This is a genomic window from Pantoea sp. DY-5 (assembly GCF_019795955.1).
Taxonomy (GTDB): domain Bacteria; phylum Pseudomonadota; class Gammaproteobacteria; order Enterobacterales; family Enterobacteriaceae; genus Pantoea; species Pantoea leporis.
In genome coordinates this window covers 367,287-383,808 of sequence record NZ_JAIMIE010000002.1, presented here as the reverse complement: position 1 = coordinate 383,808, position 16,522 = coordinate 367,287, and the positions used below count along the sequence as shown (strand labels likewise).

The window sequence follows — 16,522 nt, the reverse complement described above, 5'->3', positions numbered from 1 at the left end:
GGAAACGCTTTGGATAGCCTGCTAACTCTTCCTGCGCAAGATGGGTCTGATATCAGGATTTTACAAATCACGGATACCCACCTTTTTGCTGGAAAACATCAATCGCTGCTTGGGGTAAATACCTGGTCGAGTTTTGATGCGGTACTGGATGCTATTGAAGTACAACAGCGCCAGTATGATCTGATTATCGCCACTGGCGATCTCGCTCAGGATCACACCGTCGAAGCTTACCAACACTTTGTAGCGGGCATTAATCGTCTGCCGAAACCGTGCGTCTGGCTGCCGGGAAATCACGATTTTCAGCCGGCGATGGTGGATACGCTGGCCGACGCGGGCATCAAATCCGACAAGCACGTTCTGTTAGGCGATCACTGGCAGCTGGTGCTGCTGGATAGCCAGGTATTTGGCGTGCCGCACGGCATGTTGAGCGAATATCAGCTGGAGTGGCTGCACACCGCGTTAAGCAAGTACCCGGAACGTCACACTTTGGTACTTTTGCATCATCATCCGCTGGCTTCCGGTTGTACCTGGTTAGATCAGCACAGCTTGCGCAATCCACATCAGCTGGAGGCGGTGCTGCAACACTTCCCGCGCGCGCGCAATCTGGTGTGCGGCCATATTCACCAGGAACTCGATCTCGACTGGCATGGTCGCCGCGTGATGGCTTCGCCATCGACCTGCGTACAGTTCAAACCGCATTGCACCAACTTCACCATTGATACGTTGGCGCCGGGCTGGCGCTGGTTCACCTTGCAGCCTGACGGTACGCTGCACACCGAAGTGAATCGCCTGCAAAGTGACATGTTCCGCCCCGATCTTGATTCCGAGGGCTACTAAGCAATGGCGGCGCTGATCTATCTGCATGGCTTCAACAGTTCCCCGCAATCGGCGAAAGCCACGCAGCTGCAGCAATGGCTCAACGAGCAGCATCCTCATATTAATGTGATGGTGCCGCAACTGCCGACATTCCCGGCCGAAGCCGCCAGTATGCTGGAAGAGCTGGTAATGCAATATGCCGGTGAACCGCTGGGCTTGGTGGGATCGTCGCTGGGCGGCTATTTTGCGACCTGGCTGTCGCAATGTTTCATGTTGCCTGCGGTGGTGGTCAATCCGGCCGTACGGCCGTTTGAGCTGCTGGTGGATTACCTCGGCGAAAACCGTAATCCCTACACCGGCCAGCAATATGTGTTAGAGTCTCGCCACATTTACGATCTGAAAGTAATGCAGATTGACCCTCTTGAAGCGCCCGATTTACTCTGGCTGCTGCAACAAACCGGCGATGAAATACTCGATTATCGCCAGGCGCTGGAGTATTACAGCGCATGCCGCCAGACGGTTGAAGAGGGCGGCAATCATGCCTATATCGGATTCGAACGCCATTTCGCACAGATAGTTGATTTTCTGGGATTAAACGCCCAGTAACCTTGCGAAGTGGGGCCATTTTCCTATTGCTAATCAGACATTTACGATGAGCCAATCAAGCTATAATGCCGATGCCATTGAGGTCCTGACCGGCCTTGAACCGGTGCGTCGTCGTCCTGGGATGTACACCGATACCACGCGCCCGAACCACTTGGGCCAGGAAGTGATCGATAACAGCGTCGATGAGGCGCTGGCCGGTCACGCCAAACGTGTGGAAGTGATTCTTCATGCCGACCAGTCGCTGGAAGTTATTGATGATGGTCGTGGCATGCCGGTGGATATCCATCCGGAAGAAGGCGTGCCTGCGGTTGAGCTGATTCTTTGTCGCCTGCATGCGGGTGGCAAATTCTCCAACAAAAACTATCAGTTCTCAGGCGGCTTGCACGGCGTTGGGATCTCGGTGGTTAACGCCTTGTCGAAGCGTGTGGAAGTTACCGTGCGTCGTAACGGCGAAATCTACCAGATTGCTTTCGAAAATGGCGACAAGGTGCAGGATCTTACGGTTACTGGCACCGTCGGTAAACGCAATACCGGTACCAGCGTGCACTTCTGGCCAGATGAAAGCTTCTTTGATAGCCCGCGTTTCTCGGTTTCTCGTTTATCACATCTGTTAAAAGCCAAAGCCGTGCTCTGTCCGGGCGTTGAAATTGTTTTTAAAGACAAGGTCAACGACACCGAACAAACCTGGATGTATCAGGATGGCCTGACCGATTACCTGTGTGAAGCGGTTGACGGCTTACCCACGCTGCCGGAAAAACCCTTTGTGGGCAGTTTTGCTGGCGATGTGGAAGCGGTGGATTGGGCGCTGCTTTGGCTGCCGGAAGGCGGAGAGCTGCTAACAGAAAGCTACGTTAACCTGATCCCAACCATGCAAGGCGGCACGCACGTCAACGGTTTGCGTCAGGGCTTGCTGGATGCCATGCGCGAGTTTTGCGAATACCGCAATATTCTGCCACGCGGCGTGAAGCTGTCGGCAGAAGATATCTGGGATCGCTGTGCGTACGTGCTGTCGGTGAAGATGCAGGATCCACAGTTTGCCGGGCAGACTAAAGAGCGCCTGTCGTCGCGTCAGTGTGCGGCATTCGTCTCCGCGGTGGTCAAAGATGCCTTCAGCCTGTGGCTGAATCAAAACGTGCAGGCGGCTGAAATGCTGGCCGAGCTGGCGATCTCCAGCGCGCAGCGCCGCATGCGCGCCGCGAAGAAAGTGGTGCGTAAAAAACTCACCAGCGGCCCGGCGCTGCCGGGCAAACTGGCTGACTGCACCGCACAAGATTTGAACAAAACCGAGCTGTTCCTCGTCGAAGGGGATTCTGCGGGCGGATCCGCCAAGCAAGCGCGCGATCGTGATTATCAGGCGATTATGCCGCTGAAAGGCAAGATCCTTAACACCTGGGAAGTCTCTTCGGACGAAGTGCTGGCCTCGCAGGAAGTGCATGATATTTCAGTGGCGATCGGTATCGACCCCGACAGTGAAGATTTGAGCCAACTGCGTTACGGCAAGATTTGTATTCTTGCGGATGCGGACTCTGATGGTCTGCACATTGCCACGCTGCTGTGCGCGCTGTTTGTGAAGCACTTCCGTTCGCTGGTGCAGCATGGCCATGTCTATGTGGCCATGCCGCCGCTCTATCGCATCGATCTCGGCAAAGAAGTCTATTACGCCCTGGATGAGGATGAGAAAGAGGGCGTGCTGGATCAGCTGAAGCGCAAGAAAGGTAAGCCAAACGTGCAACGCTTTAAGGGCTTGGGTGAAATGAACCCGCTGCAGCTGCGCGAAACCACGCTCGATCCGAATACACGTCGCCTGGTGCAATTGACGATCAGCGATGAGGATGTCGATCAAACCCTACGCATGATGGACATGCTGCTGGCGAAGAAACGCTCGGAAGACCGCCGCAACTGGCTGCAAGAGAAAGGCGATTTAGCCGACCTCGAAGTATAAAAAACAGGGACGCCATGGCGTCCCTGTTTATTGCTGCAGCAATGCCTGTTTAACCCGCGCAATGACCGCGCTCCACTCTTCATCTTGCCCGCGCGCAAACAGTCTCATTTGCGGATACCACGGCGAATCTTCGCGATTTTCTAACCAGCGCCAATCGCGCGCCCAGGCCGGTAACAATACCCAACACGGTTTACCCAATGCTCCTGCCAGATGAATTACTGATGTATCGACGCCTATCACCAAATCCAGCTGCGCAATAACTGCGGCCGTGTCCTGATAACTGCTGAACTGCGCACCAAGTGGCTGCACGTGTGGGAAATCGATAACGTCCTCTTCACCCGCGCCTTTTTGCAGGCTTATCCAGATAATATCAGGCAGGTCAAATAACGGTGCAAGCTGTGACAAATGCGCAAGCGAGCGTTGGCTATCATTCTTATGTTCGCTGGATCCTTTCCACACGATACCGATTTTTTTTCCGTTGCCCTTAATCGGCCACTTTTCCTGCTGATCAGCGGTGCTGAACAGATAAGGATGTTGCGCGCTGAAGGGCTGCGTTGAATTGAGGAAATGCTGCGGTAAATCAAGTAGCGAGCACCAATAATCAGCCTGTGGCAGCGTATGTTGTGACTCTCCCCGCGTAAGATAATGATCGAGCTGTGGCAGCGAAATCATCAACGGTTTTAAGGCCGCGCTCCCCAGCATGATCACTGTCTTCGCCTGCTTTTCGGTTTTCACGCGTGTGAGAAAGCGGCAGAACTGAATCTCATCGCCCATTCCCTGTTCAGTCCGCACCAGCAGCGCTTTATTGCGCAGATCCTCTCCTTGCCAGTAGCGAATGGGCAGTTTAGGTAAGGTAAAGAAGCGATCGGGATTATCCGACGCATAACGCGCCTGATAGTTGGACCAGCCTGCAGCAAAGTTGCCCTGCTGCAGTTGCACCATGCCGAGCGCAGTACGACAGCGTCGATCGGCGCGACGTACGTGCAACACTTGCTGCATCAGACTTTCTGCTTCTTGCAGCTGCCCCATATGCGCCAGCAACGTACTCATACCATAGCGGGCTTCGATATAATCAGATTGGCTCTGCAGCGCCAATTGATACTGCTTTAAAGCCAGGTGATAGCGCTGCTGCTTATGCAGCAAAATAGCATAGTTATTGTGGCAGGCGGCATAGCCAGCATGCACTTTAATCGCGGTCTGATAACAGGCTTCCGCCTCGTCCCAACGTCCGGCTTCATAATGGGTTAAGCCGAGTCCATTGAGTAATCCGGCATCCTGTGGCGTAAGCTTCAGTGCCCGCTGATAGTAGCGCTGAGCCAGATCGAGTTCGCCGCTGCGTCGTGCAAGTCGTGCGGCTTCAAACAGGAACCAGCTATCGTAGGGAGCAAGCGTCAGATGCGCTCGAATCTTACGCCAGGCTTCTTCCTGTCGCCCTTGCTGCAGCAACTGGGTTACCGCTTGTTGCTGACGTAAATCGTTAGCCATCCGAGGTTTATGACGCATTGTGATACCCTGCTGCTAATAAAGTGGCGTAATTTAAGTCAAAAGTGTCAGAAACAGCGCTAAGACAGGTCTGGTTCTTTGAGGATGGAAATTTGAAAATAACACTGGAAGAGTTGCGTGCCTGGGTCACGGTGGTGGATACCGGATCAATCACTTCAGCCGCAGAGCAGCTAGATCAAACCAGCTCTGGCGTGAGTCGTGCGCTTAGCCGCCTCGAAAGTAAGCTACAAACCACCTTGATGCATCGCACCACGCGTCGCCTGGCTCTGACCGAAGAGGGGCTGATTTTTCTCGATCACGCGCGGCAGATTCTGGCTTCGGTTGAACAAGCGGAAGAACAAATTGCGCAGCGTCGGGACATCCCGTCAGGACGTTTACGCGTCAACGCCAATACCCCGTTTACTCTACACGTCATTGTGCCGTTGGTGGCGGAGTTCCGTCAGCGCTATCCGCTGATTCAGCTGGAACTCAACACCGACGATATCGTGATCGATCTGCTGGAACAGCAAACGGACATCGCCATTCGTATCGGCGAATTGCGTGACTCAACGCTGCGTGCGCGTGTGCTTGGAAGCAGCGCAATACGTTTGCTAGCAAGTCCTGCGTATCTGGATAAGTTTGGTTTACCGGAAAACGTTGATGCACTAGCAAACCATCAACTACTGGGTTTCAGTCAGCTTGATGCCCATAACGTCTGGCCGGTGTGGCAGCGGGAAGGTGAGTTCCTGCGCATCAAACCTACGCTTTCCGCCTCCAGTGGCGAAACATTGCGTCAACTGGCTTTAGCTGGGCAAGGTATCGTACGTTTATCCGATTTTGTCAGCCGTGAAGATCGCGTCAGTGGGCGCCTGGTGCAGATTCTTGAAACGGAAAACCGTGAGCAGCGTTTACCTATTCACGCAGTCTATTACCGCAATCAATCCCTTACCTCGCGCATTACCTGTTTTCTGGATTTTTTAAGCAAAAAAATTCAGGAAAATCATCTGTTATAGCCCTCAAATAATTTTTTTTCCGCTAGTTTGAGATTCAATTAAATATATTAATTCAATCAGTTGATTGGAATTTTTCACTTTAGGCAACGTTAGACACTTTTTCTTTCCTATACGGGACATTTCTTATGTCTCGGAAATCTCACTTTCCGGATTATGACGCTCACTTTGAGCCTGCTTCGGTAGGTTTAGCCAGGGAGATTGTTGCGTTTGTCAGCAATCGTGCAGTCGAAAATAATGTATGAAAGGGATTAATCATGAATGTTTCGCCCGTGAGTGTTGCGATTATTGATAAAAAAACAATAACTAAAGCAGAGGTGTTGCGTGTTGGGAAAGAGGGTAAAGCCGCGAAAGTTCAGGCTATTACCAACGGTAAATATATGCTTGCGCAAGGTAGTGACGGTGTTGCACCGGAAAATATTACTGTCAAACGCGTAGGAAAAAATCTTCTGGTAATGCTGGAAGGTTCTGATAGCAATGACCCCGACCTTATTATCGAAGATTTCTTTGCTAAATCCGGCAGCTTAGTGGGTAAAGCTGAAGATGGCGAAATGCATGCATATGTTGCTACCGATGGTGATGCCAGTCATGAAGCTGAAGCACTTGCTGATGGTGAAACAGCAGCATTGGCCTTAGGCGAAGCCGTTGTCGATAACAATAATGATGGATTTGCATTGGCATCGGGTTTTGAGTGGTCACCGGCATTGATCGCTTTAGGTAGCATGGCGGCGATTGCTGCTGCTGCAGGATTGGGCTATGTGGCAGCCAAAGATCAGTATCAAGACAGCAACAATGGCGGTCAGGGTGGTAAAGGCGGAGACGGCGGCAAAGGTGGCGATGGCGGCAAAGGTGGTGGTGAAAACGGTGGCGGCAATGTAAGCATTCCGGTGGTGAATGGCATATTCGACGATGTAGGTAGCATCACTGGATTGATCGCTAAAGGTGGCCGAACCGATGACGTCACGCCGACTCTGAATGGTACTGGCACCAAAGGAAACGTGATTGAAGTATGGGATGGCACCACCAAAATTGGTGAAACTACCGTTGGTGAAAATGGTACCTGGTCTTTCACACCTGGAAAAGCGCTGGGAGCAGGTAGCCACAGCATTACTACCCGTGAGCGCAATGAAAACGGCGTAGTGAGCGAGTCAAGTGAAGCATGGGGTTTTGTAATTGATCTGACTGCACCAGCACAAGGTACCATTGGTGGCATGTTCGACGACAGTACGAATCCACCAAAAGAAATTAAAAAAAATGGCGTCACCAAAGACAATACGCCAAGTCTTTCAGGTAAAGCTGAAGTTGGCTCTACTGTTGAAATCTGGAAAGATCGTCAATTGCTGGGTACCGCGAAAACTGATAGTGAAGGTAACTGGAAATTCACTAGCCCAGAATTGGCCGACGGAATACATAAATTCAGCATTGTGGTCGTTGATGAGGTAGGTAATAAATCTTTTGGATCAGATGAATGGGCTGTTGAGGTTGATACCATTGCGCCAGAAAATAAAGGCATCGGTGCAATTAAAGATAGCAATGAAAAACCGATAGAAAATAGTGATGAAACTCAAGATAGCACCCCAACGTTTTCTGGTGTCGGTGAGAAAGGTGATATCGTCAAAATTATCGATAACGGCAAAGTAATAGGTAGTGCCGTAATTGATCATAAAGGCGAGTGGACCTTTACACCGGAAGAATCTTTACAAAACGGTAAACATGAATTCCAAATCATCATTGTAGATCCAGCCGGTAATGAATCTGAGAGTTCTGAAAAAGTCGTCGTTGATATTAATGATCCAAAGGCACCAGTCGACCCTGATCCGGTTGAAGAAGTTATTCCTGATCCAAATGTGCCAGTAACCGGTGTAATTGGAGATGTTTATCGCGATGAAAAATTGGATGGTGGTAAAAAAATACCTGTGGGTAAGCAACCTATTGCGAGCGGCGATGCAGTAAATGATTCGACCATCTTTGTTGGCGGCACCGGAATTCCCGGGGACATCGTATATGTTTGGATAAATGGTGCTAAAAATCACTTTTATCTTTCATCTACAGTCGATGCAACAGGAAAGTGGAGTATCCCAACACCAGAGCTTCCAGATGATAAATATAATATTGAGGCTGCTTTCCAGGATGCTGATGGTGTTGTGACGGCTAAAACGCCTGTATTTGCAGTTGAAATCGACACTATACCGCCAGAATCTGTTGCTCCGGGTGATCTCTTCCCCGATTCAACAAACCAAATTAACATTTCTGATTTACTTTCAGATCAGCATGACACGTTGTTTGGCGAATCTCAGGAAGAAAATATTCTTTCCAAAGATCTTGATGAAAGTTCTTTAAATAATATTACGTCTGATTTTAACGTCAATCATTCTACCCTTAATGGGGTGGTTTCGTTAGATGTCTCTTCGCTTGATAATCACTTGGTTTTTCGTGACTTATCTGAATAATTAATACATTTGCTAATTTTAATTTTGGATAAAAGAAAGTGTCATTTGGCACTTTCTTTTAGGGAGTTGTAATGAATATTAAAAGTGTTTCGATTATCGCCGTTATTGCATCATTGTCCATAACTACGGGAATTCAAGCGCAAACTATTTTTGGGAAATCATGGCTATCAGTGCCAGCAGCGGCGGAAGATCAAACCAAAATTGTTTATTATCGAACTGCTGATAATGATAAAAGTGCGGCACATATCTATGTGGATGGTGAATTCCAGACCGCACTTTTATCGGGTGGATACACGGTGTTTTGTCTAAAGCCAGGTATGCATTCATTAGGAAGTTACACCGATGATGCACCACGCTATCAAGGTAAACAACAACAGCAGTGGCGAGATTCATTGGCTGCGGGGAAAACCTATTATGTTTCTGCAAGTCTTGATGGCTCTGGTCGTCCCCATGTTGTAGAAACCTCCGTGGCGCAGCAACAGTTGATGGGTACCCGGCAGCAAGCGCATTTGCTTTCCCGTGCCTCTTCCGTTATCTCATGTAAGATGGATGCCGCTCAATCATATAATAATTACGAGTTTTCATCTGATCTATTATTTAATTTCGCTAGTGCCAGCAGTGACGATATTTCTTCTCAAGGCCATAACGCTATTCAGCAATTCGCGCATTTACTGAAACGCAGTGGCAAATCGGAGCAGCATATTATTGTTACTGGTTTTACCGATCCTATTGGTGATGAACAGAGTAATCTAAAGTTAGGCCAACGCCGCGCTGATACTATTAAGGAATTATTAGTCAATAATGGTTTAAATGGTGACAAGATTCAGTCGCAAAGTATGGGTGAAAGTCAGGTCTCTAAACACTGCTCAGGGTCATTAAAACAGCAGCGTTTGTGCTATGCGACCGAGCGCCGTGTAGTAATCAGTGTAGAAAGGAAATAATTTTATTTCCCCGCTTTAGTTTTCGCACGGTCTGAATTGTATAGATTTAGACCATTTTATAAACATCAGTATCCCATTAATTTTTTTATCTTCCCAATTAATTGGGACATATCTTGTGTTAGCTACTTCGCTAACTGGCTCAGAATGTTTGTGTACCGGGATGGAACCGGAACTCTAAACCGAAATATCAAAAAAGGATGCTATCATGGCTAATAACAGCATTAATGAAGTTAAAAAACAGGCAATAAATACCATCACCGACAGTAATTTTGGCTGGAATAATATCTATGCTTCAAATGGTGAAAATGGAAGGGTTGAAATTATTATCGACGGCGTGACTACTTATGTCGATATTAACGCAGAAGGTAAGTGGTCATTCACTCCTCCGGCTGGTTGGGATGAAGGCTTGCATGCCGTTCAGATTACCATTATTGATGCAGCAGGAAACCGTGCAGCGCCAACTTCATTAATTGTTAATCTGGATACCAAAGCGCCAGTAGCCCCAGAAATTTGGCGTGTAGTAGATAATACCGGTAAAGATAAAGGTAATTTGACTCCAGGCGATACTACTGATGAGTCTAATCCAGTGGTTTCTGGTGTAGGAGAGCCTGGTTCAATCGTTTATATCTTTGATAATAACGGCACAACCGCCATAAATTCCGCGCAAGTGAATAGCATGGGTGCGTGGACAATTCCACTAACTCTGACCGATGGCGACCACAGTCTGACCGCTGTTGTAAAAGATGCGGGTAAACACGAAAGCCCGGCGTCTGCGGCTTTCAATCTTAAAATTGAATCTGGCAAAGTGGTGATGGCCGAAAATTCGGCGCCAGTGGCTGAGCAACACATTGAGCCAGTAGCAACTACTCACGATTTTGGCACCTTCGCAAACGCGTATGTAAAATACACAAAGAACAACGTGATCAGCACATCTCTTAAGGCTGAACCTTTTAGCACGATTGAGATTACGATTAACAATACGGTAACCACCGTCTTAGCAGATGCTGACGGAAAATGGTCCTTTAGCTCTGATGCACTGCCTGATGGCACCTACTTCTTCCAGTATCGTGAGCGTGATCAAGCAGGTAACTGGGGGTTGAAACCAACTCAAGTTATTTTCTACATTCAAGCTGAAGGCCCTGAAGCGCCACAAATTATGCGTGTCATTGATGATGAAGGCAAAATTGACTATTTAACATCAGGCCAATATACCGATGACAAATCGCCAACCTTGTCAGGCGTTGCTCAACCGGGCTCTATGGTATACCTCTATGGCGCCTCTGCTACCCCAATTAGCAGTACTGTTGCAGGCCAGGATGGCCGCTGGAGCTTTTTCCCAAATCTGACTAACGATGATACTTATGTCTTCAGCGTGGCGTACAAGGATAGGTTTGATCGTATGAGCCCGAAATCTGACAACTTCATCCTGAAGCTGGATGCAACTGCACCAAGCACACCAGAAATTAATGAAGCCTTTGATGATTTTGGTAAAACAGCCGTACTGCATTCGGGTGATAAAACCGATGACACCATGCCTAATCTCTCTGGCGTAGCTGATGCCGGTTCAATCGTGCGTATTTGGGATGGCAATGAGATCATTGGTAGCACTGTTGCTAATAATCGCGGCCAATGGAGCTTTGATGTGGATAAGGATCTGGCTGAAGGCTCACACTCACTGCGTGTAGACTCGGTCTCAAAAGGGGGGAGTGCTTCTGCTAAATCCGATGAATTCATCCTCATTGTAGATACTACATCTCCACCAACAGCAGAAATCGGTGAAGTTGTTGCTAACAACGGTGCCACCGATCGTGTTTTGGTTAGTGGTGATTCAACCAATGATGACACGCCTGTACTGCGCGGTACCGGTAATCAAGGTGAGATTGTTCACGTTTATGACGGAAACAATGTAGTTAAATCAACTGTAGTTAAACCTGACGGCACGTGGGAGATCGAACTCGATCCATTAGATGAGAATTCGCATGAGCTGAAGATTAAAGTTGAGGATCCTGCGACAGGTAAAAAGTCTGATTTCTCTACCCCAGTGATTATCGTGGTGGATCTCACTCCACCAAATAAACCTGGTGTGCCTGAAATTATTGATAATACCGGTGGTGACCTGGGTACGGTTCAGCCAGGAACGCCAATTGACGAAACCAAACCTGAATTCAAAGGTGGTGGCGCGAATCCAGGTGATATCGTTGAAGTCGTTATCATTGACGAAAATGGTGACGAGAAAGTTATTGGTAGCGGCAAGGTTGATGCAGGTGGTAACTGGACTGTGACACCAACAGATCCAATTGGTGATGGCGAATATGAAGTTATCGTTGAAGTCACCGATCCGGCAGGTAACAAATCAGACCCTTCAGACCCAATTGATCTGATCATTGATACTCAAGTGCCAGATAAAATTGCCAATTTTGAAATGTGGGATGATGTTGGCGTTAAAACCGGCCTAATTTCTGAAGGTGACATCACCGACGATAAAACCCCAACCGTACGCGGCACCGGTGTAGATGGTACTAAAGTCATTATCTGGGATGGCAATACAGAAATTGGCACTGCCGTGGTCACTAATGGACAGTGGAGCTATGATCTGAAAGACTTGGCTGAAGGTGCGCATAACATCCGCGTTCAGCCTGTCAGCGCATCAGGTGTTCGTGGTCCAATTAACGATGGTATCAACTTTGAGGTGGATCTGACTCCTCCTGGTGGTGGTACCTTCGTGGGCGGTACCTATATTGATGCATATGGATATACTAAAACGTTGGATACCAATCCAACTAATGACGGTAATCCAAGAAAGATGAATGGCCAGTTGCTGACTTTGAAAGGTACAGGTGAAGATGGCACCATTGTTGTGCTATATGGCGATGCTGCACACACTGAGGTACTCGGCAGCGCTGTAGTGACTGCGGGCGAGTGGGAACTTAAGACCGTTGCGCTTGAAGAACGCGTTTACGACTTCTCCTTCGGTTACCGCGATGCTGCAGGTAATGAAACTGCGGGTAGCGAAACGTTCAAGCTGGAAATTGACGTTACTCCACCACCATCTGTTGATCCGGGCGATCTGTTCCCAGACTCAGTGAATAGCCTTCTGATGACAATGTCTCTGAATGACATCCTGGGAATGAGCGATGATTCCCTGTTTATCGACAACGGTAAAACCCAGTTGATGATTGCTGACGCAGGTAAAGAAGTTGCTCTGGAAGATATCTTGCCGAAAGGTGAAGAAGTGAGTAACTGGACCCAGGCAAATGGCACCGTAACCGTGGCAGGCGTTGAATACAACGTTTACCAGAACAACGGTGGCGATGCTGAAGTGATGGTTCCACAGTATCTGATGCAGGAACAACAGCACTAATCTCTGATTAGCTGCTAAATAAAAGGCCCGGTCGCGAGACCGGGCCTTTTTTTATGTAAGGTACTGAACGACCAAGTAAATCGAGTTATTTAGCCGCTTCCAGCACCAGAATCTTCACATCTACCACTTCATCTTTAATCAACGCGCGATGCGCATCCATGTGTGGCATCTGCTGATGCTGCTCCAGATGACGCAGTGATTCCCACAGCTCCAGCATGAAAATGGAATCGGGTGAATTCTGTTTCCACGGCACTTGCGCCTGATGATCAACTAATGCGTCATATTGATGGCAGCCATCTTCTTCCAGCACGGTAGGAATCAGCTGATTAATCGCATCCAAAACCACCTGGCGACGGCCCGGTTTGACACAAATCTCTGCAACGACGGTTAACATAGTGCTTCCTCTTTTCCCTGGGTGCTTACAGTTAAGCAAAGATCTGGCTGAGATGAGTCCGATAACGTTCGATATCGCGCGGTACGTCCGGCATTTTAATCACGTCGTTACAGATAAAGGTCGGCAAACCTTCCATACCGAGAAACTGGTTGGCCTTGTGGAAGTGCAGATACAAACCGTCCACGCCCACGCCTTCAAAGAATTGCTCAGGATCGTTAAAGGCTTCCAGCGGAGCGTTCCAGGTCAATGACAGCATGTATTTCTTACCCTGAATCAGGCCGCCGGAGCCATATTTTTTACCGGCATCGCTGCGTGTGCGGCCATCGCTGGCATACAGTGAACCGTGACCTTCGGTGAAGACATCATCGATATACTTTTTTACTGTCCACGGCTCGCCCATCCACCAGCCGGGCATTTGATAAATCACCACATCGCTGTCGAGGTACTTCTGCACTTCTTCTGCCACGTTGTAGTCGCTGTCGGCAATCGTTACCTGTACCTGATGACCAAGATCGCGCAACTGGCTGGCTGCGACGTCAGTTAAGGTATGGTTCAGTTCGCCTTTCGAATGGGCGAAGGTTTTGCCACCATCGATAATTAAAAAGTTCATGTCATCCGCTCCGTTTCTCGTTGATGCCGCACACTCTACGCGCGCGCAGCAGCGAGAAAAATGCGTGATCGATCACAACACTTTTGCTAATAAAGCAATAATACGCAGGGTTATGAAACAATCCGTGAGCAAACCAACATCAACTCCCATAAAAGAAGAAAACATGAAAACCGCGATACTGAGTGCATTACTTATGGTGACGGGCGCTGCTCAGGCGCAATCCCACCTCGATGACATCCGCGCAAGCAAAACCTTAAAAGTCTGTACCACCGGTGATTACAAGCCATATAGCTATTTGCGCAGCGATGGCCAATACGAAGGATTGGATATCAGCATGGCGCAATCGCTGGCGGCAAGCCTGGGCGCTAAAGTGCAGTGGGTGCCAACCACATGGAAAACCCTGAGCGATGATTTTGTGGCCAGGCAGTGTGATATCGCATTGGGCGGCGTATCAGTCACCCTCAAGCGTCAGCAGATCGCCTGGTTTGCCCAGCCGCTCGGTGTCGATGGAAAAATTCCACTGGTGCGCTGTGCTGATAAAGCGAAATATCAGACGGTTGAACAGATTAACAAGGCGAGCGTGCGCGTGATCGAACCGGCGGGCGGCACCAACGAAGCCTTCGTGCACAGCCATCTGCCGCAGGCAACGCTGCAGCTGGCTGACAATGTGGGGATTTTCCAGCAGTTGGTGGATAACAAAGCGGACGTAATGATCACCGATGCGTCTGAAGCGCTGTTCCAGCAGCAGCATTATCCCGCGCTGTGCGCCATCAATCCGGACAAACCGATGCAGTACGGCGAGAAGGCCTACATGATCCCGCGCGATGATATGAGCTGGAAGTTGTATGTCGATCAGTGGCTGCATCTCAGCACCGCCACCGGCGAATACGCGCAGATTGCTAAACAATGGTTGGGTGCGACTAAATAACAAAAGAGCGCGATAAATCGCGCCGCTACAAATATGTGCGCGTGGCTGATTACCATACTTAATATCTGCACATACCGTAGCGGCGCAATTTATTGCGCATTGCCGAGCACGTTGAAGATGCCAGGCTTACTACTTAACTCAGCGATACAAACTCGCCTTACCCAACCCGCCAAACAGATTCATTTTGTAGCGAATGACTTCCTTCGCCGCCGCAATGGCATCGGGATAAATCACATTCGGATCCCACCAGGTTTCGCGTGCCAGAATCTCGCGCAGCTTAGCGAAATAGGCGAACTTCATGTCGCTGGAAATATTGATTTTGCCCACGCCCAGCGTCACCGCTTCCGCGATCTCGGCATCCGGATTTGCTGAACCGCCGTGCAGCACCAGCGGAATAGTGGTGCGCTGCGCAATGTCTCTGAGGATATGCATCTGCAACTCAGGCTTCATATCTTTCGGGTAGATGCCGTGCGCGGTGCCAATTGCTACCGCCAGCGTATCTACGCCGGTGCGCTGCACGAAATCCTCTGCCTGCGCCGGTTCGGTGTAGATCACTTTACTCACGCCGCCTTCCACTGAAGTGCCGGTATCGCCGATGGTGCCGAGTTCACCTTCCACCGAAACGCCCACCGCATGCGCCAGTTTCACCACTTCTTTGGTCAGCGCCACGTTCTCTTCATAAGGCAGCAATGAACCATCGATCATCACTGAGGTAAAGCCGCATTGAATAGCGCGCAGCACCTGAGCAATGGACGCACCGTGATCGAGGTGGATGGTGAACGGCACTTTGCTTTTCAGCGTGCGCTCGCGCACATAGCCAAAGAACTCATCAGTGACAAACTCCAGCTCGCTTGGATGGATGGAAATGATCGCCGGCGTATGGGTAGCTTCAGCTTCTTCAACTACCGCGCGGATAAAGCAGCTGTCGGCCACATTAAAAGCGCCAATCGCGTAGCGGTGCTCACGAGTCGGTGCCAACATCTCTTTCATTGAAATCAACATGTTAATATTTCCTCAGCGTGATGTTTACCGGAGCCGACGCATGCGCCGACCCGATAGTGGATATGAATGTAAAATTGATATTGCGACCTTGTGTCGCCATTCATGGCGAACACCAACCAACCTGATGACTAAACCTTGCCCGCCGATCCCGACCAGCTCAGATACTCCGCCACCACTTCGCGGCAGGCGGACTCCATCAGCCCGAGCACATCGGCTAACTCAGCGTGAGGATGCTGCTTCGAGGCCTGTTCCACCGCCATTTTTCCGGCATCAAACACTGCCGCGCCGACGTTGATCTTGGCTACGCCAAACTCACTGACGCGGCGAATATCCTCAGCGGGCGTGCCCGATCCGCCGTGCAGCGCCAGCGGTCGCGAAGAAACCGCCTGCAACTCCTGCAAGCGCTGAAAGTCTATCTTTGGCTTCACGCCCGCCGGATAGAGCCCGTGCGCGGTACCGACCGAAATCGCCAGCAAATCAATGTGGGTTTGCTCGATAAACGGCAGCACATCGGCCACCTGCGTCATCTTCACTGAGGCATCAGCCAGTTCGTAGGTTGGCGCATCGGCGATATGTCCTAGCTCGCCCTCGACGCACACGCCGGCGGTATGCGCCATTTTCACCACGGCGGCGGTCTGGCGAATGTTCTCGGCGAGCGGTTCAGAAGAGGCATCGATCATCAAGCCGGTAAAACCAGCGCGAAACGCCTGACCAATCAGCGGAAAGGCTTTGCCGTGATCGAGTGCCAGCGCCACCGGCACGCTGGCGGTCTCGGCCAGCGCATGCACTAACGGCACCGCGATAGCAGGCGGGAAGTGCGCGCTGTGTCCCTGATAAACATTGAGGATCAGCGGAGCGCGCTGCTGCTCGGCGGCCTGAATGGCGGCGCGCGCGGTTTCAAGGTTGAAACAGTTGATCGCTAACACCGCATAGCGCTGTTGGGCGGCGGCCTGAATCAGGTCGTTCATCATGGCAAACAT

The 16,522-nt window shown here is 50.0% G+C and carries 13 protein-coding genes; 8 read left to right on the top strand and 5 right to left on the bottom strand.

Going from position 1 to position 16,522, the window contains the following annotated elements:
- Positions 1–9 precede the first annotated feature (9 nt).
- The 3 genes from cpdA to parE are packed head-to-tail and all read left to right on the top strand — an operon-like array spanning position 10 to position 3,364.
- Positions 10–837 (top strand): 3',5'-cyclic-AMP phosphodiesterase, encoded by an 828-nt coding sequence (gene cpdA, locus K5Y30_RS09920; RefSeq protein WP_222185392.1) that lies wholly within the window; start codon positions 10–12, stop codon positions 835–837.
- A gap of 3 nt (positions 838–840) precedes the next feature.
- On the top strand, positions 841–1,422 hold the full coding sequence (gene yqiA / locus K5Y30_RS09915) for an esterase YqiA (RefSeq protein ID WP_176972208.1): 582 nt from the start codon (positions 841–843) through the stop codon (positions 1,420–1,422).
- A gap of 46 nt (positions 1,423–1,468) precedes the next feature.
- Positions 1,469–3,364, top strand: coding sequence for a DNA topoisomerase IV subunit B (gene parE / locus K5Y30_RS09910; protein WP_222185393.1), 1,896 nt, complete (start codon positions 1,469–1,471; stop codon positions 3,362–3,364).
- 27 nt (positions 3,365–3,391) lie between these two features.
- On the opposite strand, the gene K5Y30_RS09905 is transcribed toward parE, so the two are convergent.
- Positions 3,392–4,867, bottom strand: coding sequence for a tetratricopeptide repeat protein (locus K5Y30_RS09905; protein WP_222185394.1), 1,476 nt, complete (start codon positions 4,865–4,867; stop codon positions 3,392–3,394).
- Between the two features lie 92 nt (positions 4,868–4,959).
- Here K5Y30_RS09905 and K5Y30_RS09900 point away from each other — a divergent pair, with 92 nt between their 5' ends.
- From K5Y30_RS09900 to K5Y30_RS09885, 4 genes are all read left to right on the top strand, one after another.
- Positions 4,960–5,859, top strand: coding sequence for a LysR substrate-binding domain-containing protein (locus K5Y30_RS09900; protein ID WP_222185395.1), 900 nt, complete (start codon positions 4,960–4,962; stop codon positions 5,857–5,859).
- Between the two features lie 254 nt (positions 5,860–6,113).
- Positions 6,114–8,306 (top strand): Ig-like domain-containing protein, encoded by a 2,193-nt coding sequence (locus tag K5Y30_RS09895; RefSeq protein ID WP_222211222.1) that lies wholly within the window; start codon positions 6,114–6,116, stop codon positions 8,304–8,306.
- 71 nt (positions 8,307–8,377) lie between these two features.
- Positions 8,378–9,247 carry an OmpA family protein gene (locus K5Y30_RS09890; protein ID WP_222185397.1) on the top strand — a complete coding sequence of 290 codons (870 nt, stop codon included), beginning with the start codon at positions 8,378–8,380 and terminating at the stop codon, positions 9,245–9,247.
- A gap of 205 nt (positions 9,248–9,452) precedes the next feature.
- Complete coding sequence (locus K5Y30_RS09885; protein ID WP_222185398.1) at positions 9,453–12,608, top strand: Ig-like domain-containing protein; 3,156 nt, start codon at positions 9,453–9,455, stop codon at positions 12,606–12,608.
- Between the two features lie 85 nt (positions 12,609–12,693).
- Here K5Y30_RS09885 and K5Y30_RS09880 read toward each other — a convergent pair whose 3' ends face one another.
- A complete protein-coding gene (locus K5Y30_RS09880; RefSeq protein WP_008103384.1) occupies positions 12,694–13,002 on the bottom strand; it encodes a putative quinol monooxygenase in 309 nt (102 codons plus the stop codon).
- Positions 13,003–13,033: 31 nt separating this feature from the next.
- Positions 13,034–13,612 carry an NAD(P)H-dependent oxidoreductase gene (locus K5Y30_RS09875; protein ID WP_008103382.1) on the bottom strand — a complete coding sequence of 193 codons (579 nt, stop codon included), beginning with the start codon at positions 13,610–13,612 and terminating at the stop codon, positions 13,034–13,036.
- Between the two features lie 163 nt (positions 13,613–13,775).
- On the opposite strand from K5Y30_RS09875, the gene K5Y30_RS09870 reads away from it, so the two are divergent.
- Positions 13,776–14,540, top strand: a complete 765-nt coding sequence (locus tag K5Y30_RS09870) for a transporter substrate-binding domain-containing protein (protein WP_222211220.1) — start codon at positions 13,776–13,778, stop codon at positions 14,538–14,540.
- A 138-nt stretch (positions 14,541–14,678) separates the two neighbouring features.
- Here the strand turns inward: K5Y30_RS09870 and K5Y30_RS09865 are convergent, their stop codons facing one another.
- Together K5Y30_RS09865 and K5Y30_RS09860 are read right to left on the bottom strand one after the other, a co-directional pair.
- Positions 14,679–15,542 carry a ketose-bisphosphate aldolase gene (locus K5Y30_RS09865; protein WP_101763006.1) on the bottom strand — a complete coding sequence of 288 codons (864 nt, stop codon included), beginning with the start codon at positions 15,540–15,542 and terminating at the stop codon, positions 14,679–14,681.
- Between the two features lie 128 nt (positions 15,543–15,670).
- The gene (locus tag K5Y30_RS09860; RefSeq protein ID WP_222211218.1) at positions 15,671–16,522 is read right to left on the bottom strand and encodes a class II fructose-bisphosphate aldolase; all 852 of its coding nucleotides are present in this window, start codon (positions 16,520–16,522) and stop codon (positions 15,671–15,673) included.